This is a genomic window from Halomonas sp. A020 (assembly GCF_027943625.1).
Classification (GTDB): domain Bacteria; phylum Pseudomonadota; class Gammaproteobacteria; order Pseudomonadales; family Halomonadaceae; genus Vreelandella; species Vreelandella piezotolerans.
The window spans coordinates 594,638-617,264 of record NZ_AP022850.1 but is presented as its reverse complement, the minus strand read 5'-3'; the positions used below and the strand labels follow the sequence as shown (position 1 = coordinate 617,264).

The window sequence follows — 22,627 nt, the reverse complement described above, 5'->3', positions numbered from 1 at the left end:
CGGCGCCCCCATCCGCTACAATGCGGGGAATGTCGCCGCCGTTTGCGGCGCTAAATAGCAGCCTAGCTGCGTTGGCAACGAGGATTTCACCATGCCGGTGACACTGCAATATGTCGACCAGGCCCGTTGGGAAGCAGACGAGCAGGTACGCATCGATCTGGTGCGCATTTATGAAGATGCGCCTCAAGAGCGCATGCCCACCCCCACGGTTTTGCCCTTCATCGAACAGCACTTGAGCGGCCAGCACTTTTTTGCCTGTGCGCATTTCAACGACCGTTTATTAGGTGCGGTAGCCATACAGGAAGCCGATGACCGGGCATGGTGGCTCTCTGAACTGTGCGTGCGTAAAACCACGCGCCGCCGCGGCGTCGGCTCTCGACTCATGGCGTTGCTGGGCGAGCAGGCCAAGCAAGACGGCCGCGTGCTGCGTATAGCCACGACGACGCTGCCGCTGGCGGACCGCGTCCTGCTATCGAAGCTTGGCTATCGGCCAATGGCCGATGAGTCGTCCGAGCCGGGCCTAACGGCGACCAGTGATTTTGTCGAGCTAGACCCACAAGGGAAAGGGTAAATGAAACAGCTATTACGCATTTTGCTGGCGGCAGTGGGCATTCTCGCCATGGTGGCCGTGGCCGCCGTGGTCTATGTCACCACCTTTTTAGACCCCGAAGACTTCAAGCCACGCCTGACGGCCGTGGTCGAAGAGCAAACCGGCCTCAATCTTGCCCTGGAAGGCCCCATCACTTGGTCGTTCTACCCGCGTATTGGGGTGAGCGTCGAGCAGGCCCGCGCTTGGCTGCCCGAGCAGTCTCAAGACGATACCGCCTTTGCCGCCATCAACCGTGCAGAAGTGAGCGTTGCCTTTGCGCCACTGCTTCGTGGCGAGATCGCTGTGGATGGCCTGACGTTGGATGGCATGCGCCTGAATTTAGAGAAAAACGCCGAGGGTGAGGCCAACTGGCAGCCGCTTTTGGAGCGTCTTTCCGAGCACAACAACGAAACCGCCGAAACCGTGCTGGCGCCTGCCAGCGCTGGCCCCAATGTCGATGCAGGCAACCTTTCAGTGGTGTTGAATATCGCCAGCGTCGACATCAAAGAGGCCGATATTCGCTACCGCGACGAGCAGAGCCAAGCGCTTTGGCGGATACAGCCGCTGAATATGTCGGGCACCAACGTCAACCCGGTGCGCTCGTTTCCGTTGAAAGCGATGTTTACGTTGACCAAGCACAACCGTCTGGATGCCGAAGTGCTAGAGCGAGGCCCGGACCTGTCCAGCGACGTCAACCTAGAAACACGCCTTCGGCTGGGCCTTGAAGAGGAGCAAATCGTTTTCGAAAATACCCAGCTCACCACCCAAACTCGGCGCGGTGCCGATAGCGAGCCGCAGCAGCTAGCCCTGAAAGCGGCTGAGATCGTTGCGCGTATGGGCGAGCGACAGCTCAGCATTCGCCAGGGAGTGTTGGAAACCGGCCTTCGGCATGCCGACAATTGGCAAGGGAGCTTGGCGCTTTCGTTGGCGTTTGGTTTCGATGGCGACTTCGCTGCGCAAACGGCTCAATTAAAGGATCTGCAATTGACCGGACCTGATGGACTGCGAGTCAGTGGTCATCTCAATCTCGAGCAACTGCTCGATGCACCTCAATATAGCGGCCAGCTCACCGCCGCCCCATTCAACCTGCGTCCCTGGATTGCGCGTACCGGCGCATCGCTCGATACCGCCAGCGAAGCCGCACTGAGCGATGTTGCGCTGACCAGCCCCATCGAAGGGAGCCTGGAGCGAGTAGCGCTACCGCGCCTTTCGTTAGTCGTCGATGACAGCACCTTTACCGGTGACGTCAGTGCGGCGCTGGATGGTAATCAGCTCTCTTTTACTCTTGAAGGAGATGCACTTAACCTCGATCACTACCTGCCTGGGGCGGCCACCGCGCAGCAGGCCAGTCGTGGGTTACTGCGTAAAGCATTTGCTCAAAGTGAAGAAGCACTGTTGCCCCAAGAGTGGCTCAGAACCCTCACGCTGCAGGGCGATTTGAGTGTCGAGCAACTAGTGTTGGCCGGATTGACCTTCAGCAATACCCAATTGGCACTACGCGGTGAGAACGGTAGCCATCGCCTGACATCGTTCGAGTCCGGCTTCTACGAAGGGGAGCTCAACGCCACCGGCCAGCTGGACGCCACTGGTAACGTATTGGAGTGGCAGCTCTCACCGAACGTCCGTAACGTGCAGGTCGCCCCGCTGATCGAAACCTTCAGCGAGGAAGAGGCTCCGCTGCGTGGCCGCTTCAACTTGGAAGGCGCGCTGACCACCCAAGGCAACCGCCGCGATGTGCTGGTGAGCAACCTCAACGGCGAGCTTGACGCCCGGCTGAACGACGGTGCCATTTTGCGCTCTAACGTCTCCCGTGAGATGTGTGAGCTGGTGGCGGAGCTAGAAGGGCGGGAGGTAGACCGCGAATGGCACCCTGATACCCGCTTCGAGCGTTTCGACGCCACTTTCCAAGTGCGTAATGGAGTCGTAGAGAGTGACGATCTGCTGGTTCGCCTACCGGGAATCGATGTGCAAGGGGAGGGGAGCTTCAACCTCAACAGCCTTGATTTCAATACGCAAGCCAATGCACGCTTAGTAGATACCGGCGATGCTGCTTGCCAAGTAAACCCACGGCTTCAACAGTTACCGTTACCGGTGCGCTGTGAAGGCCACGTTGGCGACGATAAAACCCAGTGGTGCCGCTTCGACCGGACCGCCTTTCAGGCCTCGGTGGTCGATCTGCTGCGTGGCGAAGCCGGCAGCCGGGTAGAAGAAGAGTTGGAAGAGCGGCTTGGCGAATCCCTCGACCGCATCGATGAGCGCCTGGGCGAAGGCGCAGGTCAAGAGCTGCGCGAAGGCATTCGTCGCCTCTTCAATTAACCGAAGCCTGCGTTGACGACGACCGCGTTGACGCACGATGCACCGTATGCGCCGGCCTTGGGCCGGCGCTGTCGTTCAAAGCGAGTGTTCAAAGGAAGCCCAATGGCCGAGATGCCCACGCCTTGCCTACCGGCGGAAGAGTTTCAACAACGGCTGCTCACCTGGTTCGACAAGCATGGCCGTCACGATCTGCCCTGGCAGTCACCCCGCAGCGCTTATCGCGTGTGGGTCTCCGAAATCATGCTGCAGCAAACACAGGTCGCAACGGTCATTCCTTACTTCGAGCGTTTCATGGCTCGCTTTCCCACGCTGGAAGCCCTGGCCACCGCGCCGCAAGATGACGTATTGCACCACTGGACGGGCCTGGGCTATTACGCTCGGGCCCGCAACCTGCACAAAGCGGCTCAGGTTGCCATGGAAACGAACGGGGGTGAGCTGCCCACCGCTAGCGTAGATGCGTTGATGGCGCTGCCCGGCATAGGCCGCTCCACTGCTGGCGCCATCATCGCTCAAAGCACCGGGCAGCAGGCGGCCATACTGGATGGCAACGTCAAACGCTCGCTCACGCGCCTACACGCCGTCACCGGCTGGCCCGGCAAGCCCGCGGTAGAACGCTCGCTGTGGGTGCTGGCCGACTACTTTACGCCCACCACGCGACTGGCGGATTACACCCAAGCAGTCATGGATTTCGGCGCGACGCTCTGTAAGCGCAGCAAGCCTGACTGCGTGATATGTCCATTCAATGACGTATGCCGCGCCTATGCCCAAGGGGAGCCGCAGCGCTATCCGGAATCTAAACCTAAGAAAACCACGCCTACCCGCGATACCATTATGCTGTTGCTGCGCGATCCCCAAGGCCGCGTTTGGCTAGAGCAGCGCCCACCCAGCGGCCTGTGGGGCGGGTTATGGAGCCTGCCGCAGTTTGAGCGCCACAGCGAACTCAACGACTGGCTGGAAGACAACACCGAAGCCCCCGAGCGTCAAGCCGCGCTGCCTAGCTTCACTCACGCTTTCAGCCACTTTAAGCTGTCGATTACGCCGCAGCCGGTGAGCTGCCAGCGTATCAGCGGCGTGCGTGAAAACGGCGTATGGTATGACGTTCACCACCCGCCTGCGCTAGGCTTGGCGGCACCGGTCAAATCACTACTGAGCCAGCTAACGCCGTTTACCCTAGACCCTGCCCCCGGGCCTTAAACGATACGGGCGATTGGCCGACACAGACACACTCTATAGGAGCACACCATGAGCAACACGGTTTTTTGCCGCAAGTACCAGCAAGAGCTACCCGCACTGCCTTTCCCGCCGCTGCCGGGTAAGCAGGGCCAAGAGATTCAGGCCACCGTATCGAAACAAGCCTGGGAAGAGTGGCAGGCGTTGCAAACCCGTCTGATCAATGAGAAGCACCTCAACATGCTGGAGCCGGAAGCACGCGCTTACCTTATGGAGCAGATGCAACGTTTCTTGGATAACGAAACCACCGACCAAGCGGAAGGGTACGTGCCGCCCAGCCAAGCATAAAAACAGCAACGCTGCGCTAAGCTACGGATGACGTGGCCTTTAATGCTTTTCGGCAAGCACCTGATGTGCCCTAAGCATGTGACTAGAAAGAAAGTTTCACAAAGGTGTTGACGAAAAGAGGAGCTTTTGGTTTAATACGCACCGTTGGCAAGGGCCAGATAGCTCAGTTGGTAGAGCAGGGGATTGAAAATCCCCGTGTCGGCGGTTCGATTCCGTCTCTGGCCACCACAACGTTGGGGTATCGCCAAGTGGTAAGGCACCGGTTTTTGGTATCGGCATTCCCAGGTTCGAATCCTGGTACCCCAGCCATTGCCAACAAGATTTCTTGTTGATTGGTTTGTCTAAGGGCAGCCCAGTCAAGTTCTCAAGAAAATGCGAAGCGCCGACATAGCTCAGTTGGTAGAGCAACTGACTTGTAATCAGTAGGTCCCGGGTTCGACTCCTGGTGTCGGCACCAAAGCATTAGAGAATATAAAAGGCCATCCAGTCGGATGGCCTTTTTCGTATGTGTGAGATAAACGAATAGCCGACTAATATCGCTTATTTTGGCATGACGCCTCATGCCCTCTCTATACCCTTCGAGCCGCTCTAGAAAGCGTTTCAGGCTGTTCTGACGTTATCTCACTCTCCCGTTACTATGTGTCGAATCGCTGCAAGAAGTCGATTTTAAGTTCATTAAAATTTATTGAATAGTTGAGAGTTGTATCGACTAGGCGCTCAATCGATTTCTAATGCCGGTAGCAATCTAATAGCTATGAAGAAAAGCCACTCAATCGAGCGGCCTGTTTATCAGCGTTTTCCTGAAGCGATAAAAGAACTTTCCGAAAGACGTGGCGTCACGCTCGCTTTACCAGCCGCGTCTCAATGGATAGCGAGCGCGTGTTTTCACTCGGCTGTTACGCAGTTCGAGAGCCGTTTGGTGTTGGTTTCTGTAGGGCGCAGCAAGGCGTGGAACAGGGCTAGCCCTGACGGATGGCTCGGCGCGAGCGGTGACGCTGGGTGGCGGAATAATGGTGAGGTTGTTGATATTGACTGTCTCTGAGGTGCCATCTGCGCAGGGGGCATCCTGGTAGGTGGTGTGCCCATTGCCATCGATACACTTATGTACTTCTGCTTGAGTAGAGAAAGGTATCCATACCAATAGCGCAGTCAACGCGAAACTCTTCCTCATCCGTGAATCCTAATCGAATATAGGTAATATAATGTTACCAGTAATGAGTAGAGAGATGTACCTTCAAAAACGAGAAAACACCCCGTTGCTTATTATGGAGGTAGTAATAGCTTGGGTGAGTTGAGAGGGCAGGTGGGCACCTACGTGAAAAACTTTTTAAATGATTGATTTTTTATATTTCACTAGTGCGTAGCAGCGCGGCGTAGCTCTTCCTCGTCCATACTATCGCTAAGCTTTTGTATTTTTTAATAAAGGTGTACTGCCCTGAGCCCTGCCAGTGGCTCCCCTTTATCATTGAAGAGCACTAAGCGTTCACCGTAGATCTTCCAATGCGTGGTTTGATAGAGCGCGCTCAACATGGCTTTCTCGATGTGCATTAGTGCAGCAGGGCAGGTCATTTTCGTAGTGACGATGGGGTGGAACGTGAGCTGCTGGCGGGTGTGCTGGTAGCGTCCGCTGAGCGTGTTGCAGCCGGTGGCGCCTGCCAAGCGAGCGCTGTTGTCGATGTGCAGCACTATATGTGCTTCGCGAACATTGTCTGCGGCCACCACGGGGTCGTCGTTTACGGTCAGTAGCTTCCAGTAGGTATTGATGAGCGATTCATCGACTGCCATGGAGGCTTGCAAAGCCGCATGGTTTTGGCATCCGGTCAGCCAAAGGCCGAGCGTGGTGGCGAGGGCGAATCGTGATCGCATGGGATGGCCGGTTCCTTGATGTCGGTATGTCCAGAAAGTGTGTTGTCAGTTTAGGAATTTAGTCAATCTTTTTATCTTTGGTTACGGGGAGATGATTAAAAAGTTATTTGATGGAAATGGTTGGCTGTGATCATAAAGGTTAAACGTTGTCGTTTAAGCCGCCATTCGCTTGATAAGAGAGTGAGGTTGGCTAGTCTCAAATTACTCGAGTGACACACCGAGTGCGAGTCAATGAGTTGGTTTTGCCGAATTCATGAAAAGGAGATTTATCATGGCGAATAACCGCAACGATAATGGAATGAGTCGCGAAGAGGCAGGACAAAAGGGGGGTGAAACCACCTCCAAAACCCACGATAAAGAGTTTTATCAGGATATCGGCCAAAAGGGTGGCGAAGCCACCGCTGATAGCCATGGCAAAGAGTTTTACGAAGATATTGGCCAAAAAGGCGGTGAAAACAGCGGAGGCAACTTTGCCAATGATCCCAAGCGCGCTTCAGAAGCCGGTAAGAAAGGCGGTGAGAATAGCCACAGTGGTGGTGGTAACAACCGCTAACTAGGTAGCTGCCGCGTTCTCTTTACACGTTCAAGAGTGCCTTTTGCCTTTAGGTAAAAGGCACAAGGAGTCAAGGATGAATCATCCTGTGAACGATAAGAACTTCGATATGGTGAGCACGCTATATCATGCCTCTCAAGGCGTTTAGCTAAGCCAGCAGTTTTCTCAAGATGCCAAAGAAAAGTCGGATCAAGAGGCGCAAGCGTTTTTTGATCGCGTCACGCAGCATTATGAGGACATTGCAGACGAAGCACGGAAGCTATTAAAGCAAACGCTTTAAATACGTTGCCAGGGAGTGCGCTCCCTGGCAATTCACGAAGGAGAGTAGCGCTATGTTCCACCACTCTGGAAAGTTACAGTATCCCGTTAAAGTCGACACTCCGAACCCAGAATTTGCCATGCTGCTGCAGCAGGCTATTGGCGGTATTGAGGGTGAAATCCGAGTGGCCATGCAGTACTTCTTTCAAGCAATGGGGGCTCGTGGTGATGACCGTATCCGCGATATGTTGATGTCCACGGCCACCGAGGAGTTGTCCCACATCGAGATGTTGGGTCATGCAGTGGCGCTCAATTTGGAAGGGGCGCCGGTTTCCTATCAAGAGGCGACAGCTAAAGACCCGGTTATGAACGCCATTTTGGGCGGTGCCAATCCACGTCATCTGCTTTCATCGGGCTTGTCGGCGATGCCAGTGAATGCCAATGGCGTCCCTTTTGATATGAGCCACGTTTACGCCACGGGCAATATCGCTGCTGATATGCTGGCCAACGCTACGGCCGAAGCTGGCGGTCGTGTCTTGGCATCGCGTCTCTACAATTGGACCGATGATCACGGCATGAAGGATTTTCTATCCTTCTTGATTGCTCGTGACACCTACCATCAGCAGCAATGGCTCGCAGTCATCGAAGAGTTGGGCGGCTTCGAAAAACAGCTGCCAATCCCCAATGCCACGCCGGAAGATCATGAGGCGATGCAGCACTCTTATTACTACCTCAACACCTTGATGGACAAGGAGGCGCCGAAGGGTCGTTGGTCCGAAGGCCCCTCGTTGGATGGCCGGAGCCAGTACAGCGTACGTAATCAGCCCGCCCCCGAAGGCCAAGAGCCTAGCCTGGGGAGTGCCAAGGAAAAGTCCGGGGCACAGAAGGAGCAAATCGACCCCAACAAATAAGGGAAAGTATCCTACGCCGCGAATGAACAAGGAGAGCACACGATGGAAGCCAAGTATTTGGAAGATTGGTTACGCGATGCGCATGCTATGGAAAAGCAAGCGGAAGAGATGTTGAAAGCACAGGCCAAGCGGATAGAGCACTACCCGGCGCTGAGCGCCCGCATCGATCAGCATTTGCACGAAACCGAGCATCAGGCAGAAAAGCTAGAGCGGGTAATGAACGAGCTGGGTATCGATACGTCCGCCGTCAAAGATATGGGCGGTAAGCTAACCGCTTTCGGCCAATCGCTAGGCGGTATGATGGCCGGGGACGAAGTGGTCAAAGGCGGGATTGCGAGCTACGCCTTCGAGTGTTTCGAAATTGCCAACTATAAGGCATTGATTGCCGCTGCAGAGCAGGCCAATCAGCCGGAGGTAGTGCGTGTATGCCGTGAGATCCTTGAAGAAGAACAGGCCATGGCCGATTGGTTGGACCAGCATCTGGATGATACCACGCGCACGTTCCTGGCGCGCGCGGATGACAACGACGTGCAGGCTAAAAAATAGCGCGAAGCAACGCTGTCAAGCCCAGTAGCTTACTTGCACGTCCAGTAGCTTACTTGGCAACGCCCTTTTCCCCGGTAGCCCTGACCGGGGTTTTTAATGCATGTATCCATGCACATTGAGCCACGACCGCCCCTGCTAATAACGAGGGGCGGTCTGACGTTCACTGAGAGCCTGACAGGTTACAGGTGGTCTCGAGGAATCTTGGACGACCAATTCTTGGAAAAGACACGATAGGCGTTTTCATAGGCATCTAGCTGGGCGTGAACCAAAAAGTGTGTGTCGGTGCAGGTAAGTACCGTGCGGGTATACACCTCTGTATCCCAGTCGCCGCGTTTGAAGTGGCTTTCGGTGAGGGTTTCGCCTTGGGCAGATGTGAAGTCATCGGTCACGGTACTGTAGTACTCCCGCGCGCTCCGGTGAATCTCGGTGCCCGTATCGTCGATGCGAAAACGTCCTTGGTCGTTGATGACTTCCAGCGTCGATCGTTTGGTGGCCAGGTCTCGGTGTAATAGCCAGTTATGTTGACTGGGATCAAGCGTGGTGGTGGCCAGCGGTGGCGCTGCTTCGGGAGCGGCAAAGGCAAAGGGCGTCTCTGCGTGAGACACCGTGCGTACGGGGAGATGCAATTGGCACTCTTGTAGTGTGATGTCGACCTGAGCAGGCGCAGGAGATAGCCACGCCAACGGCCAGTAAGTGGTCGAGATCGACAGGCGAAGCTGGTGTCCTTTAGGGAAGCGCTGAGCAATACCGTTCATGGCCAACTGTACTCGGTACTCTCTGCCGGGCACCAGCTCGCTCGGGTGCTCATCGCTCTCCCGGTGGGTCAGATTGAGCAGTCCGTAGGTCACGCGGGTCGCCTTGCCATCGGGAGCCACGTCGGATAGGCGCGCGGCCAGCATGGCCTGGGGTTGATCGCAGGAAACCGTCAGTGACAATGTGGCGACGCCGAACATATCCAGCGCTTCCTCTAGCGGCTCGCTGCTGAACACTAACGATCCTCCGTCCTCTTCACGCTGGTCACCGGGAAGGTCTGGCGTGGCGGCATAGGAGCACCATTTTCCCGCCGACATCCCTACGCTAACAGGCGACTGTAAACCCAGTGTGGACGGCACGAGGTGTGCTGGCATCGGCTCGGTCGTCAGGCGGTTGGGCTGTAGGTAGTAGCGCTGCATGTGGAGGTTGGGGGAGGGCCATTGCGCTTCGCTCAGCCAGCGCCCAGGCCGCTCGGCGTAGCTATTATCCGGCGGTACACTGTCTTGTTGCCAGACACGCAACATGGGTTCTTCCATGATGCCGTTCTGTTTACCTTTCAACCAGTAGTCCCACCAGCGCAGCGCTTCCTGGAGGAACCCAATGGCCGGGCCGGGAATGCCTTGGTGAGGGTATTTATGCCCCCAGGGACCAATGAGCCCTTTCCGGGGTACTTCCAAATGCTCCATCAACCGCAAGACGGTGTTGGTAAATCCATCGGCCCAGCCGCCCACGGCGTAAACGGGGCACTGTATCGCCTCGTAATGTTCGCCCACCGAGCTGGTCGACCAGTAGGCGTCTCGACGCTGATGGCGCAGCCACTGATCGAGCCATAGCCCGCTGTGCTCCATGCGATCGAACCACATGGTTCGCCAGCGGTCGCCGACGATCTCTGGATCGGGAGGCAGTGCATTGAAGGCAAACATCACCGTCGCCTCGGAAAGGTTATCGCCCAACAGACAGCCACCCATGTAGTGCATGTTGTCGGCATAAAGGTCGTCGCTAGAACACAGGCTGATGATCGCCTTGAGGGCGGGCGGCTGTTTGGCCGCCACTTGCAGACTATTGAAACCACCCCAGGAGATACCCATCATACCGACGTTGCCATCGCACCACGGCTGTTCGGCCAACCAGGCGATAGCATCGACCGCGTCTTGCTGCTCTTGCTGAGTGTACTCGTCAGTAAGTACGCCGTCGGAGTCGCCGCTTCCGCGCATATCCACTCGCAGACAAACGTAGCCGTGGCCCGCCAGGTAAGGGTGGTTGCTGGCATCGCGGCCTCGCGTCACGTCGCGTTTGCGGTAGGGAATATACTCCATGATGGCAGGAAACGGTGTGGCGTCGGGCGTGTCGGGGAGCCATACCTTGGCGGCTAGCTGTTGTCCATCGCGCATGGGGATGAAGAGGTTTTCAATCTCGCGGATGGGGTAGGGAAAATCGCGAACGATTTCCATAGGGGCCTCCTTACGTATCGATGGGCTCGATATCGAAATTGAGAACATCCAGGCAGAACTGATAATTCTGCTCGATCTCCTCATGAGTGTTGCCAGTCACGTAAAGCGTGCCCAGGCGGTAACAGAAACTGTCCTGATGCATCAGATGGCTAAGCTGTTGGCCTGGCGCGACATCGATCACGACCTCTGTATGCGGCAGCCGTTCTCTCAGCGCTGCGATCTCTGCGTCACTGGGGATGCGCTTGACCACGCCATCTTGGTGGGCAAAGGGAATGAAGCATTTGGCGGCAATCGGGGCAACGCCCTGACGGTTCAGCAGCGATGGGCGTTGGCCGAGGGCGATATCCAGGGCGATTTCATGATTCGACATGCCATCGACCATGACGAAAATCTCGCTATGAGATTGCGAGATGCGCGTATTCACTTCGATTAACCATAGTTTTTCTCGTGCCTCGTCCCACATGAACTCGACATTGAAACAACCATTGTTATAGCCGATATGGGTAAGAAAGGTTTTGGCGGTTTCCACCATTTTATGGTGAACGTGCTCAGGAAGATTACTGGGGTACTCCAAACGATCGAACAGTGACATGGAGTTCTTGGCTTTAGGTTGTGAGATGATGCCGTGAACATTGAACTCCCCGTTGAAGACAGAACCCTCAGGGGCACCTTGAACACCGCTGATGATCTCTTCAGCGATACAGGCATTGCCGTCTAAATGCGCTATCTCATCGGGTACGTTTATATAAGAAAGTGCTTCATTAAAAGCGTCACCGAGTTGGCGGATGCCCGCGCGAATCTCTTTGATAGCCTCTTCGAATTGAGCCGACGTTTCGATCTTGAAGCCTAGATGGGAAGAAAACGCTTTCACTGGCTTCAACCAAAACGGGTAGTCGAGCGTCACTTGGGAGAGCGGATCATCGGCGAAAGGATCGATCCCGCAAAATTTAGGTACCACCTCGGGCACGACTTTTTGCTGCTCTATGCGGCTCCAATACTTATGCTCACACTTTAAAACGCTCGTAATTGAGGGTGAGGGAATTTGGTACTGTTGGCATAAAATAGGCACGATCACACTCGTGGGAAAGTCCCATTGTGCAATAATCGCATCGACAGTGCCGGGATACGCATCTAGGTGCTCTTTGGCTAATGAAAGTAGATAATTAAAAGAGATTTTCTCTGCTTCCACGGCGCTCTTTACATCTAATACTCCATGTATATCTAAGTTCTTTTGCTCTCTTAGTGTTTGCATGGCTTTTTTTGCTTGTCTTCTAAAGCAATGACGAAAACGTGACGTTTCATGCGCTACTCCATTAGTCGGCAAGTGGGCGAACGCTCCCTATTACCCCGCACTGAGCGTATGAAAGACTTTTTTTATTTTCCAGGGCACGTAAGTGTTAAAGCTTAAAAATTAATGTATGTGGCACTTTTAGTGGGTTATGTACGGGGGTGAATGTTTTAGTCGGGGTGTTTGTTTTTGATTCTGTTATGCTGCAGGGTGCGATAGGGTTAATTGACTATCGTCGAATATGGGCAGTGTCAAAAAATTTAACAAATGTTAATGATCAATATTTTTTTTGTCGTTTCCTAACATGGATTATAAAGCCGCCTTGTTTACTCATTTATATTTGTCTATATTTTGTTGCGTTATCTTCCTTTCTATATATCGGCATTATAAATAATTCCTGGTGAGTATAGCTTTTGTCTAACTACAAAGGAGTGTAGAGATGGATAAGGTTACTGAAGAAGAGTATCAGCAAGTGGAAGATAGAAATCGCAAAAGTGTACATGGCGGCTTGAGTGGTGACAGTTCTTGTATAGGGTTGGGTGAGGTACTTGGCCTCTACGGTGAACTGGGGGGCGATGCCCGAGAGGCATTGGCGAACATTCGACAAAAACCCGTCGAGCTACGGCGTAACCAAAAAGTGTTTTCGCTATGCGAGGGTCGCGCCGACATTTTTGTGGTCAAGGAGGGGTGGGCGAGCCTTTCGCACGCGACCAGCACACGAGGGCAGGACATATGTAATGTCTTTATGCCGGGCGATATCATTGGCATGCGTGAAAGTTTTTTTGAAAGCCATGATATCGTGATTCTTTCTTTAACTAATTGCAAACTCGAAAAAGTATCGGTCGATGACTTGCACGAGTTGCTTAAAACCAATGAGGAAATAAGAAAGGCCATCACGTCTTATGTCATGGTCAATGACAATATTACAATCGAGCGATTAAGAAGCTGTACGCATCATCGCTCGGAAGAACGCGTGGCACACTTTCTTTTAGAAGTGTATGCTCGCTTTAATTTTAAAGGATTGCTAACAGGCAATGTGTTCTCGTTCCCGGTCACTCAAGATGTCGTGGGTGAACTGCTGGGAATGACGAGCGTGCATGTGAGCCGGTGTATGACAGCACTAGAGCAGAAAAAGCTAATCCGTAAAACACGTAGCAGTATCAAACTGTTGAAGCCCGAGGAAATGGCGCGAAATACCGGATTTGATCGCGATTTTATTTATGGCCATTTATGCCTTGGTTAGCGTTTCCGAGAGCTAGAATAACCAGAGCGGCGCTTGTAAAGGCTTCTCTGGTTTTTTTAGGTCTATCGATCAGGGCGAAACAGGAGGTCACTATTATCGGGCGTTAAAGTTATAAGGTATATCGATAAATAATAAGGATTTTTCTTAAGGCGTTTTTTTGCGATAGTCAGAGATGAGGAGGTGAATGTCATAACCCACGTTATGAAAGGAGCCATCCTAGGTTGCAAGCGCAGAAAGGTTAGCTACCCTATCTACTGCGCTGTGTTTCTAAATGAGACACGTTTTAACTGAAGTTTAATCATACAAGGAGTGGATTAGATGACAGTCAGCAATACACCGCTTAACCATGTGACCGCCCACAAACAGTATAGCGAGATGGCCGACGTGCCCACGGCGGGCAATGCCAGGGTGGTAGACGCTTATCCCACACGCTTGGCCCAAGCGCCTGCATCACTCACACAGCCCCGCCAGGATGGCGTTGTAAAAGGGCGTGCGTTACCGGGACCGCTGAGTGAGGCTCAGCTCGATGAGTTCGAACGCAAGGGATATTTGTTCATTCCCAATTTGATCGATGGCGAAGAGCTGGAGGCGCTTCGCAAAGAGATGAACGCCCTGCTTAGCAACGACGCCTATCGCGATAAGGCGTTCAGCATCACCGAGCCAGAAAGCCATGAGATTCGCTCACTGTTTGCCGTGCATCGCCTTTCTGAGCGATTAGGGGCGCTTGCCAGCGACGAGCGCGTGGCTGGTGCGGCTCGTCAGATCGTCGGTGACGACCCCTACGTGCATCAGTCGCGTATCAACTACAAGCCGGGCTTTGCCGGTAAAGGCTTCAATTGGCACTCGGACTTCGAGACCTGGCACGCTGAAGATGGTATGCCTAACATGCACGCGGTCAGCGCCTCGCTGATTTTGACCGACAACCACGAGTTCAATGGCCCGCTGATGTTGATTCCGGGCTCGCATATGGAATTCGTGCCTTGCCTGGGAGAAACGCCGGAAGACAACCACAAGCGCTCGTTGAAAGCGCAGGAAGTGGGCGTGCCGAGCCCAGAGGCGTTGACACACTTGGTCGATAAATACGGCATCGATGCCCCCAAAGGGAAAGCTGGCGGGCTGCTGTTGTTCGATTGCAACACGCTGCATGCGTCCAACGCCAACCTCTCGCCGGATCCGCGCAGCAACGTGTTCTTCGTGTTCAATCGGCCCGATAACCGCTGCGTTGCCCCGTTTGCCGCGCCTAAACAGCGTCCTTCGTTCTTGGCGCATGGGCCTGAGGAGAGCGGGTATCCCGAGGCATAAGGATCCAGATACTCCTGCAATTCGGAAATACGCGGTCGATACTGTGGAACATGGGCATGGCTGGGGTAGACTAATGCGCCTGTCGTTGCGAATACGGCACGCATAACGAGAAGGAGAAGACCCGCCATGCGTTTTGTTCCACAGTTTACCGATGGTCAGGAGTTTCCCCACGCGCTGGGCAAGGTCATCTGTGTCGGCCGCAACTATGCCGACCATGCCAAAGAGTTGGATAACCCGGTTCCTAGCGAACCGCTTCTGTTCATCAAGCCCGCCACCAGCGTGGTAGATTTAACCAAACCGCTCGATCCGCCATTTTCACGTGGTGACGTACACTACGAAGTCGAGCTGGCGCTACTAGTAGGCGAACGTCTGACCCACGCCACTCAGGATGAAGCCGAGCGTGCCATTGCGGGCATTGGTTTGGCGATGGATCTGACGCTGCGCGATGTGCAAACCAAGCTGAAAGAGAAAGGCCACCCTTGGGAGATCGCCAAGGCGTTCGATGGTGCCTGCCCGCTATCGCCCTTTTTGCCACTGAGCCGCGTGCCTAACTGGAACGCGCTGGCCTTTACCCTGGAAATCGACGGGGAAGAACGCCAGCACGGCGAAGGGGCCGATATGATTTTTGCCATTCCCACGCTGGTGGCAGAAATGAGCCGCCATTTCACCCTTGAACCGGGCGATGTGATTTTGACCGGCACGCCTGCGGGCGTGGGCGAGCTGCCGCGTGGCGCATCGCTACGTCTGACGCTCACTGGCGGTTTGGAGATCACCACCAGCGTCGTCGAATAACGTCGTCTACCTGCTCGCTTGTAACGCAAAGGCCACCGAGTATCTCGGTGGCCTTTCTTATACACATTGAACCAGAGGGGCTACTCCAGGTAGGTGTAGCCCTCGAGGCCTTCGGTCAGGCTAGCGGCAAAGTGCGCCTGCTCCTCCTGAGAGAAACCGCTCGTGACCAGCTGCTCGGTGAGCTTCTGTTTCAGTACGCGGGCATCGAAATTGACGTAAGCCAGTACGTTGGCCACTGTGTCGCCCGCCTGGGGGTTAGAGAGCACCCACTCGCCGTCAGCGCCGAGCGCCGCATCGACGGAGTCGGTGTCGCCGAACAAGTTATGTAGGTCTCCGAGAATCTCTTGGTACGCTCCTACTAGGAAGAAGCCCAGCCAGCGCTCGTCATCGTTGGCCCACTCGGGTAGCGGCAGAGTGCTTTCTACCCCTTGTCCATCCACGTAACTATCGATACGCCCATCGGAATCGCAGGTGATGTCCTGAATCACCGCACGGCGAGTCGGCGCTTTGTCCAAACCGGTGAGAGGCAGCACGGGGAAGATCTGCTCGATGCCCCATACGTCCGGCACCGACTGGAACAGCGAGAAGTTGACGAACAGCTTGTCGGCGAGCTTTTCGGCCAGCTCGTCCATGATCTCGCGGTGAGCGCGATTGCGCGTATCCAGCTTACCGCGCAGGCGCGTGCAGGCGGCCATGTAAAGGCGTTCGCCCTCGGCACGGGCGTTGATGCTGCTCAGACCCAGAACGAAACGGTCGTGTAGCTCGCTAACTGCCTGCAACAGGTCGTGCCACGCCTCGACCAGCACCCGCGGTTCTTGGGTCTCGGCCAACTGGTCGAACACCCGCCACAGCTCTTCGACCTGCGGGTCCTGCTCTTGCGTTGCCCGCTCTGGCGGCGTGTCGTTGACACGCTCTTCGCCGATCACGTTGGTGATCAGCACTGCGTGGTGGGCGGTGAGCGAGCGGCCCGATTCGCTGATCAAGTGCGGCTGGGGCAGGTCAGCCTCCTGGCAGAGCTGGGAGAACGCGCTGACCACGTTGCGGGCGTACTCCTGCATGGAGTAGTTCGCCGAGCAGTAGCTGCGCGAGCGGGTGCCTTCGTAGTCGATGCCCAAGCCGCCACCGACGTCGACGGTGTCGATGGGCGCGCCCAGACTCATTAGATTCTGATAAAAGCGGGCGCATTCGCGCAGGCCGCGCTGAATGTCGCGAATGTTGGCGATCTGCGAGCCTAGATGGAAGTGCACGAGCTGCAGGCTCGCCAAGGCATCTTCGACGCGCAGGGTGTCGACCACTTCCAAAATCTGGCTGGCGGTGAGGCCGAACTTCGATTTCTCGCCGCCCGTGTTCTGCCACTTCCCTTTACCCACCGAGGACAGGCGTGCTCGCAGGCCAATGCGCGGCGTCACGTCCAGCTCGCGGGCCTCCTCGAGAATCAGCGCCAGCTCGGAGAGTTTCTCCACCACTAGGTACACTTTGTGGCCGAGCTTCTCGCCCAGCAGCGCCAGGCGCACGTACTCGCGGTCTTTATAACCATTGCACACGATCAGTGACGAGCCGCCATCCGACAGCGCCAACACTGCCAGCAGCTCCGGCTTGCTTCCGGCTTCCAGGCCGACGCGGCCGTTACCGCGCTCGGAGGTCGCCAAAATCTCCTCCACGACGCGGCGCTGCTGGTTCACTTTGATGGGGTAAACGGCGGTATAGCCGCCTTGGTAGTCCACGTCCCGCATGGCGGCATCGAAGGCACCGCAGAGCTGCTCGACGCGGTCGTGGAGAATGTCGCTAAAGCGCACCAGTACCGGCAGGCGCAGCCCGGCGCTTTGCAGCTGGCGGACCAGCGCGCTGATGGGCAGCGCAGGGCCTTCCGCATCGCTGCCGAGTGGGCGCACCAGGGCCTGGCCGTGGTCGTCGACGTCGAAGTAACCGCTGCCCCACTGGTCCATGTTCCACGTGCGGCGGGCACGCACGGCGGGGCTACTGCTCGTTGCCATGTCACTCATGAAGATGCCTCTGGAATGGGAAGTGCGCCCCACGCGATGCGTGCCTTGAGAATCACGCGGAAGCGTTCGGGGTCATGGGGAGTCAAGTCGTGGGCCGGCGGGTCGACATACACCACCAGAAGCCGCGACAGCCAGTAGCGCAGAGCCGTCATCCGCAGCATGGTCGGCCACAGGGTGCGCTCGGTCTCGGTAAGCGGACGACGTGCTTGGTAGGCGCTCAAAATCGCATGGTAGCGCTCGGCATTCAGCGAGCCATCCTCATTGGAGGCCCAGTCGTTGATTACGATGGCGAGATCGAACAGCAGGTCGCCAGTGCAGCCGTTGTAGAAATCGATGATGCCGCCGAGGCTGTCGCCTTCGTACAGCGTATTGTCGCGGAACAGGTCGCCGTGCAGCGCCCCCTGGGGCAGCGCGCCGTGCTGATGGAACTCGCTCTCGACATCGTCGACTTCGTTTTTCATCAGCGTCTGATCGTCGGGGCTGATGTAGGTGAGCACCTTATGGTGGACCGCTCGCAGCCAGTGCAGGTCGCGGGGGTTGGGGCGGTGCCCAGGAAACCGTTGCGACACTTTATGCAGTTGACCAAGAGCAGTGCCCAGCGCATGACACTGCGCCAAGTTGGGGGCGCTGGGGTGTTTGCCCGGTAGGCGCGGGAACAGTAGCGCGGGCTTGCCCGCCAAGCTATGTAGGGCAACGCCCTCACGGTCGTGAATGGTGCCCGGTACCGGCAGGCGGTGCTCGTCTAGGTAGTCGAGCAGTTCCACGAAAAACGGCAGCTCTTCGTGCTCGCCCTGTTCGAACAGGGTGAGCACCAGCTCGCGGCGGTCGGTGGTCACGAAAAACGTCGAATTCTCCGTGCCGCCGGCCACACCCTGAAGTGCGACAAAGCTGCCAACATCGAATTTTTCCAAAAACGCGGCGACCTGTGCGTCGCTAAGCGGGGTGAATACTGCCATGAGGATCTCGCCCAGGTTGCTAAGCCCATTATTGTAGCGGCTTGCCGCACGAGTTGGCAGCGTTGTGTGGCGATGCGCCTCGTGTTTTACGGCTCTTTTCTGCAGGCCCGGCGTTGAACGCGTATCATAGAGAGCAGACATCCTTACCGTTTTGCTGACTATGGAATTTGGTTATGGCCCGTGCCCCAATCGTGCTCGTCGATGGCTCTTCGTACCTCTACCGCGCGTTTCATGCGCTGCCGCCGCTAACGACCTCTAACGGTCAGCCGACCGGGGCCGTGAAGGGCGTACTGAACATGCTCAAACGGCTGATGAAAGACTACCCCGATAGCCCCATGGCGGTGGTGTTCGACGCGCCGGGTAAAACCTTCCGCGATGAGCTGTACAGCGATTACAAGGCCCATCGTCCGCCCATGCCGGACGACCTGCGCAGCCAAATCGAACCGCTGCACGCCTGTGTCAAAGCACTCGGCCTGCCGCTGCTGTGCATCGAAGGGGTCGAGGCGGATGACGTGATCGGCACGTTGGCGCACCACGCCACTCAGGCTGGCCGCGACGCGGTGATCTCCACCGGCGATAAGGATATGGCCCAACTGGTGAACGGTCACATCACGCTGGTCAACACCATGAAAGAGGAAACCCTCGATGAAGCGGGCGTGGAGGAGAAGTTTGGCCTTCCTCCCGCACTGATCATCGACTTCCTCGCGCTGATGGGCGACAAGGTGGATAACATCCCCGGCGTGCCTGGGGTGGGCGAAAAAACCGCCATCGGTCTGCTGCAAGGTATGGGCGGCGGTTTGGACACGATTTATGGCGATTTAGAACGCGTGACCACCCTCGGTTTCCGTGGCGCGAAAACGTTACCCAAAAAACTGGAAGAGCATCGGGAGCAGGCCTTTCTCTCTTATCAGCTGGCCACCATCAAAACCGACTGCGACTTGCCCGTGGGATTGGATGATTTGGACATTGCCCACCCGGACCGCGAAGCGCTGGTCGAGCTGTACAAACAGATGGAGTTCAAACAGTGGCTCGCCGAGCTGCTGGAAGGTAACGACGAAGGCGTGGACGATGTGGCAGGCGGCGAGCCCGTCTCGGAAGCAGCCGACAGCGCGACGGAGACGGCGCCGACCGAGCGCCACGACCATGTGATTACCGAGCAGGCCGAGCTGGAGGCGTGGCTCGAACGGCTCAACGAAGCCGAACGCTTCTGCTTCGATCTGGAAACCACCAGCCTGAACTATATGGATGCCGATATCGTCGGCGTGGGGATTGCATTGAAGGCAGGCGAGGCCGCCTATATTCCGTTGGCTCATGATTACCTGGACGCCCCGGCCCAGTTGGACCGCCACACGGTTCTCCAGGCGTTGAAGCCGCTACTGGAAGATCCTGCCAAGACCAAGATTGGCCAGAACCTGAAGTACGATATCTCCGTGCTCGCCAACGTGGACATTCATGTCGTGGGGCCGCTGGCGGACACCATGCTGGCCTCCTACGTGCTCAACTCCACCGCCACGCGTCACGATATGGACTCGCTGGCGTTGAAGTACCTGGGTGAGAAAACCATTTCCTTCGAAGAGATCGCAGGCAAAGGGGCCAAGCAGCTCACCTTCAACCAGATCGCCCTGGAGCAGGCGGCGCCTTACGCCTGTGAGGACGTCGACATCACCCTGCGCCTACAAGAGTCGTTGCGCCCGCAGGTCGAACGGGAAGGGCGTTTGGCCGAGGTGCTCGACCACCTCGAACTGCCGCTGATCAACGTGCTGTCGCGCATCGAGCGCAATGGCGTTGCCCTCGATGCGGAGCGCCTTCACGAACAGAGCCAGCAGCTCGAACAGCGTATCCGTGAGTTAGAGAGCGAGGCCTTCGAGCTGGCGGGCCGCGAGTTCAATTTGGGCTCGCCCAAGCAGTTAGGGCAGATTCTGTTCGACGAGCAGAAAATCCCGGTGATCAAGAAAACGCCCAAAGGCGCGCCCTCCACGGCGGAAGCGGTACTCGAAGAGCTGGCGCTAGACTACCCGCTGCCTAAAGTCATCATGCAGCACCGTGGCCTGGCCAAGCTGAAATCCACCTACACCGATAAGCTACCGCGCCTGCTCAACAAGACGACGGGGCGGGTTCACACCAGCTATCACCAGGCGGTCACGGCGACCGGGCGGCTGTCGTCGTCGGACCCCAACCTGCAGAACATTCCCATCCGCACCGAGGAGGGGCGCAAGATTCGTCAGGCGTTCGTGGCGCGCCCTGGCTACCGCATCGTCGCAGCGGACTACTCGCAGATCGAGCTGCGCATCATGGCGCATCTATCTGAAGACAAAGGGCTGCTAGAGGCGTTTGCCGAAGGGCGCGATATCCACACCGCGACGGCGGCGGAAGTCTTCGGCACCTCGCTGGACAAGGTCTCCGCCGACCAGCGGCGCAGTGCGAAAGCCATCAACTTTGGCTTGATCTACGGCATGAGTGCCTGGGGGCTCTCTCGCCAGCTGCACATTGACCGTAACCAGGCGCAAACCTACATCGACCGTTACTTCGACCGCTACCCCGGTGTGGCCCGCTATATGGACCGTATTCGTACCCAGGCGGCGGAAGATGGCTTCGTCGAAACCGTGATGGGACGGCGGCTCTACCTGCCAGAGATCCACTCGCAAAACCGCAGCCGACGACAAGGCGCCGAGCGTACGGCGATCAACGCGCCCATGCAGGGTACGGCGGCGGATATCATCAAGCAGGCGATGATCGACGTAGATACATGGCTAGCGGAGGGAGAGTTCGACGCGCTGATGGTCATGCAGGTACACGATGAACTGGTGTTCGAAGTGGCCGAGGCCCAGGTGGATCGCTTTATCGAGCAGGTGCAGGCGCGCATGCAGGCGGCGGCATCGCTCAACGTCCCGCTGATTGTAGAAGCGCAAAGCGGCGCGAATTGGGATGAAGCTCACTAACGAACGAGAGAGCACTCGCCAATAACACACAACCCCCACAGCGGTCGCTGTGGGGGTTGTGTTGAGTGCGTTACTTAAGCACCGGCTTCAAAAGCGTGTGCCCAAGCCGCGCTTAACGCCAGCTAACGCGGTCGAAGATACGTACCGCTTCCGGGTTGTTCTCACCCAGGATGCTGATGTTGATGTCGTCTTTGGCGAAATCGCCCCAAGACTCCAGCACCGGGTTTTTCTTCACGCCCTCGACCACCGGGAACTCGTAGTTACGCTCGGCCAGCACTTCCTGCGCTTCGTCGGAGGCCAGGAACTCCAGGAAGCGAATACCGTTTTCCGGGTTTTGAGCGTTGGCAACCAAGCCTGCACCGCCCACGTTCACGTGGGTGCCACGGTCATCCTGGTTGGGGAAGATCACGCCTACTTTGCGTGCGGCTTCACGCTCGGCGGCATCGTCAGAGTGCAGCAGACGCACGTAGTAGTAGTGGTTGGCGACGGCGAGGTTACACTCACCGCTGGCAACGCCGAGAATCTGATCCGTGTCACCGCCTTCTGGGTCGCGAGCCATGTTATTCACGACGCCCTGGGCCCACTCTTGCGCGCCCTCTTCGCCGTGGTGCTCGATCATCGACGCCAGCAGAGACTGGTTGTAAATGTTATTGGACGAGCGAATGCACACTTGGCCTTCGAACTGCGGATCGGCCAGGTCTTCGTACGTGGCGATCTGGCTCGGGTCGAAGTTTTCGCGGTTGTAGAAAATGACCCGCGCACGCTGGCTAAAGCCAAACCACATGCCTTCCGGATGACGCATGGAGGTCGGCAGGCGCTCGTTGAGTACCTCGGATTCGACGCTCTGGAACAGGCCATCTTGCTCGGCACGCCACAGGTTGCCCGCATCGACGGTCAACATGACGTCAGCAGGACTGGCCACGCCCTCACGCTGCATACGCTCCATTAGCTGGTTGGCGTCGCCTTCCAGCACGTTGACTTCAATACCCGTTTCGTCGGTGAACGCTTGGTAGAGAATTTCATCAGAGTCGTAATGACGAGCAGAGTAGATGTTGACTTCGTTAGCGAGTGCGCTGCTGGCAAACGCGGAGCCGGCCATGATGGCGGCAACGGAAGCCGAGAGACGTGCCTTTTTCATAAATAGCATCCTGAATGTTTATGATAATAAGTTGCATTAGCGCCGTAGGCTATTGAAACGTCTTGTTCGACACACGTCAAGTGAAATGGTAATGACACGCATCCCTTTTTATGTCAGGCGGGTCCGCGCAAGACGTGCATCTCTCGTTGATAGAAAATAGAATGCAAATACCTTTCAACCGTGTTTGCAATATCCATATGCTCAG

Annotated in this window: 18 protein-coding genes and 3 tRNA genes; 14 read left to right on the top strand and 7 right to left on the bottom strand. The window is 56.4% G+C overall.

All coding sequences use genetic code 11. The features are described from left to right. Positions 1-91 precede the first annotated feature (91 nt). From FRH_RS02835 to FRH_RS02805, 7 genes are all read left to right on the top strand, one after another. Positions 92-571, top strand: coding sequence for an acetyl-CoA sensor PanZ family protein (locus FRH_RS02835; protein ID WP_139526274.1), 480 nt, complete (start codon positions 92-94; stop codon positions 569-571). Further along, positions 572-2,905 (top strand): AsmA family protein, encoded by a 2,334-nt coding sequence (locus FRH_RS02830; protein WP_153844179.1) that lies wholly within the window; start codon positions 572-574, stop codon positions 2,903-2,905. Between the two features lie 102 nt (positions 2,906-3,007). After that, the gene (gene mutY, locus FRH_RS02825; protein WP_153844178.1) at positions 3,008-4,099 is read left to right on the top strand and encodes an A/G-specific adenine glycosylase; all 1,092 of its coding nucleotides are present in this window, start codon (positions 3,008-3,010) and stop codon (positions 4,097-4,099) included. 48 nt (positions 4,100-4,147) lie between these two features. Further along, positions 4,148-4,423: an oxidative damage protection protein gene (locus tag FRH_RS02820; RefSeq protein ID WP_139526277.1), complete on the top strand. Its 276-nt coding sequence runs from the start codon at positions 4,148-4,150 to the stop codon at positions 4,421-4,423. A 152-nt stretch (positions 4,424-4,575) separates the two neighbouring features. Next, positions 4,576-4,651, top strand: a tRNA-Phe gene (locus FRH_RS02815). A 6-nt stretch (positions 4,652-4,657) separates the two neighbouring features. Next, positions 4,658-4,732: transfer RNA gene (locus FRH_RS02810), tRNA-Gln, on the top strand. Between the two features lie 72 nt (positions 4,733-4,804). Next, positions 4,805-4,880: transfer RNA gene (locus tag FRH_RS02805), tRNA-Thr, on the top strand. A gap of 390 nt (positions 4,881-5,270) precedes the next feature. Here FRH_RS02805 and FRH_RS02800 read toward each other — a convergent pair. Together FRH_RS02800 and FRH_RS02795 are read right to left on the bottom strand one after the other, a co-directional pair. Beyond that, positions 5,271-5,594, bottom strand: coding sequence for a DUF4124 domain-containing protein (locus tag FRH_RS02800; RefSeq protein WP_139526278.1), 324 nt, complete (start codon positions 5,592-5,594; stop codon positions 5,271-5,273). Between the two features lie 245 nt (positions 5,595-5,839). After that, on the bottom strand, positions 5,840-6,289 hold the full coding sequence (locus FRH_RS02795; RefSeq protein ID WP_281997699.1) for an META domain-containing protein: 450 nt from the start codon (positions 6,287-6,289) through the stop codon (positions 5,840-5,842). Positions 6,290-6,560: 271 nt separating this feature from the next. On the opposite strand from FRH_RS02795, the gene FRH_RS18565 reads away from it, so the two are divergent. The 3 genes from FRH_RS18565 (at position 6,561) to FRH_RS02775 (ending at position 8,557) form a co-directional block, all read left to right on the top strand. Further along, entirely contained in the window at positions 6,561-6,842 is a 282-nt protein-coding gene (locus FRH_RS18565) for a general stress protein (protein ID WP_139526280.1), read from the top strand. Positions 6,843-7,174: 332 nt separating this feature from the next. After that, complete coding sequence (locus FRH_RS02780) at positions 7,175-8,011, top strand: manganese catalase family protein (RefSeq protein ID WP_153844174.1); 837 nt, start codon at positions 7,175-7,177, stop codon at positions 8,009-8,011. Positions 8,012-8,053: 42 nt separating this feature from the next. After that, positions 8,054-8,557, top strand: a complete 504-nt coding sequence (locus tag FRH_RS02775) for a DUF892 family protein (RefSeq protein WP_139526283.1) — start codon at positions 8,054-8,056, stop codon at positions 8,555-8,557. A 179-nt stretch (positions 8,558-8,736) separates the two neighbouring features. On the opposite strand, the gene FRH_RS02770 is transcribed toward FRH_RS02775, so the two are convergent. Both FRH_RS02770 and FRH_RS02765 read right to left on the bottom strand, forming a co-directional pair. Further along, positions 8,737-10,761, bottom strand: a complete 2,025-nt coding sequence (locus tag FRH_RS02770) for a CocE/NonD family hydrolase (protein ID WP_281997697.1) — start codon at positions 10,759-10,761, stop codon at positions 8,737-8,739. 10 nt (positions 10,762-10,771) lie between these two features. Then, complete coding sequence (locus tag FRH_RS02765) at positions 10,772-11,950, bottom strand: ATP-grasp domain-containing protein (RefSeq protein ID WP_281997696.1); 1,179 nt, start codon at positions 11,948-11,950, stop codon at positions 10,772-10,774. A 538-nt stretch (positions 11,951-12,488) separates the two neighbouring features. On the opposite strand from FRH_RS02765, the gene FRH_RS02760 reads away from it, so the two are divergent. From FRH_RS02760 to FRH_RS02750, 3 genes are all read left to right on the top strand, one after another. After that, positions 12,489-13,292, top strand: coding sequence for a Crp/Fnr family transcriptional regulator (locus tag FRH_RS02760; protein WP_239297009.1), 804 nt, complete (start codon positions 12,489-12,491; stop codon positions 13,290-13,292). 318 nt (positions 13,293-13,610) lie between these two features. Beyond that, positions 13,611-14,594, top strand: a complete 984-nt coding sequence (gene thpD, locus FRH_RS02755) for an ectoine hydroxylase (RefSeq protein ID WP_281997695.1) — start codon at positions 13,611-13,613, stop codon at positions 14,592-14,594. Between the two features lie 126 nt (positions 14,595-14,720). Next, entirely contained in the window at positions 14,721-15,386 is a 666-nt protein-coding gene (locus FRH_RS02750) for a fumarylacetoacetate hydrolase family protein (protein ID WP_139526288.1), read from the top strand. 80 nt (positions 15,387-15,466) lie between these two features. Here FRH_RS02750 and speA read toward each other — a convergent pair whose 3' ends face one another. Beyond that, complete coding sequence (gene speA, locus FRH_RS02745) at positions 15,467-17,389, bottom strand: biosynthetic arginine decarboxylase (RefSeq protein WP_281997694.1); 1,923 nt, start codon at positions 17,387-17,389, stop codon at positions 15,467-15,469. Next, on the bottom strand, positions 17,386-18,345 hold the full coding sequence (locus FRH_RS02740) for a homoserine kinase (RefSeq protein WP_153842471.1): 960 nt from the start codon (positions 18,343-18,345) through the stop codon (positions 17,386-17,388). The genes speA and FRH_RS02740 overlap by 4 nt, the downstream gene beginning before the upstream one ends. A gap of 173 nt (positions 18,346-18,518) precedes the next feature. On the opposite strand from FRH_RS02740, the gene polA reads away from it, so the two are divergent. Next, positions 18,519-21,284: a DNA polymerase I gene (gene polA / locus FRH_RS02735; RefSeq protein ID WP_281997693.1), complete on the top strand. Its 2,766-nt coding sequence runs from the start codon at positions 18,519-18,521 to the stop codon at positions 21,282-21,284. Positions 21,285-21,396: 112 nt separating this feature from the next. Here polA and FRH_RS02730 read toward each other — a convergent pair whose 3' ends face one another. Then, positions 21,397-22,422, bottom strand: coding sequence for a Fe(3+) ABC transporter substrate-binding protein (locus FRH_RS02730; protein WP_281997692.1), 1,026 nt, complete (start codon positions 22,420-22,422; stop codon positions 21,397-21,399). Positions 22,423-22,627 lie beyond the last annotated feature (205 nt).

Coding starts and splice junctions, on each gene's coding strand:
- thpD (WP_281997695.1), top strand. CDS start 13,611: ATGACAGTCAGCAATACACCGCTTAACCATGTGACCGCCCACAAACAG.
- FRH_RS02820 (WP_139526277.1), top strand. CDS start 4,148: ATGAGCAACACGGTTTTTTGCCGCAAGTACCAGCAAGAGCTACCCGCA.
- FRH_RS02835 (WP_139526274.1), top strand. CDS start 92: ATGCCGGTGACACTGCAATATGTCGACCAGGCCCGTTGGGAAGCAGAC.
- FRH_RS02770 (WP_281997697.1), bottom strand. CDS start 10,761: ATGGAAATCGTTCGCGATTTTCCCTACCCCATCCGCGAGATTGAAAAC.
- FRH_RS02800 (WP_139526278.1), bottom strand. CDS start 5,594: ATGAGGAAGAGTTTCGCGTTGACTGCGCTATTGGTATGGATACCTTTC.
- speA (WP_281997694.1), bottom strand. CDS start 17,389: ATGAGTGACATGGCAACGAGCAGTAGCCCCGCCGTGCGTGCCCGCCGC.
- FRH_RS02780 (WP_153844174.1), top strand. CDS start 7,175: ATGTTCCACCACTCTGGAAAGTTACAGTATCCCGTTAAAGTCGACACT.
- FRH_RS02775 (WP_139526283.1), top strand. CDS start 8,054: ATGGAAGCCAAGTATTTGGAAGATTGGTTACGCGATGCGCATGCTATG.
- FRH_RS02740 (WP_153842471.1), bottom strand. CDS start 18,345: ATGGCAGTATTCACCCCGCTTAGCGACGCACAGGTCGCCGCGTTTTTG.
- FRH_RS02795 (WP_281997699.1), bottom strand. CDS start 6,289: ATGCGATCACGATTCGCCCTCGCCACCACGCTCGGCCTTTGGCTGACC.
- FRH_RS02730 (WP_281997692.1), bottom strand. CDS start 22,422: ATGAAAAAGGCACGTCTCTCGGCTTCCGTTGCCGCCATCATGGCCGGC.
- FRH_RS02750 (WP_139526288.1), top strand. CDS start 14,721: ATGCGTTTTGTTCCACAGTTTACCGATGGTCAGGAGTTTCCCCACGCG.
- FRH_RS02760 (WP_239297009.1), top strand. CDS start 12,489: ATGGATAAGGTTACTGAAGAAGAGTATCAGCAAGTGGAAGATAGAAAT.
- FRH_RS02830 (WP_153844179.1), top strand. CDS start 572: ATGAAACAGCTATTACGCATTTTGCTGGCGGCAGTGGGCATTCTCGCC.
- FRH_RS18565 (WP_139526280.1), top strand. CDS start 6,561: ATGGCGAATAACCGCAACGATAATGGAATGAGTCGCGAAGAGGCAGGA.
- polA (WP_281997693.1), top strand. CDS start 18,519: ATGGCCCGTGCCCCAATCGTGCTCGTCGATGGCTCTTCGTACCTCTAC.
- mutY (WP_153844178.1), top strand. CDS start 3,008: ATGGCCGAGATGCCCACGCCTTGCCTACCGGCGGAAGAGTTTCAACAA.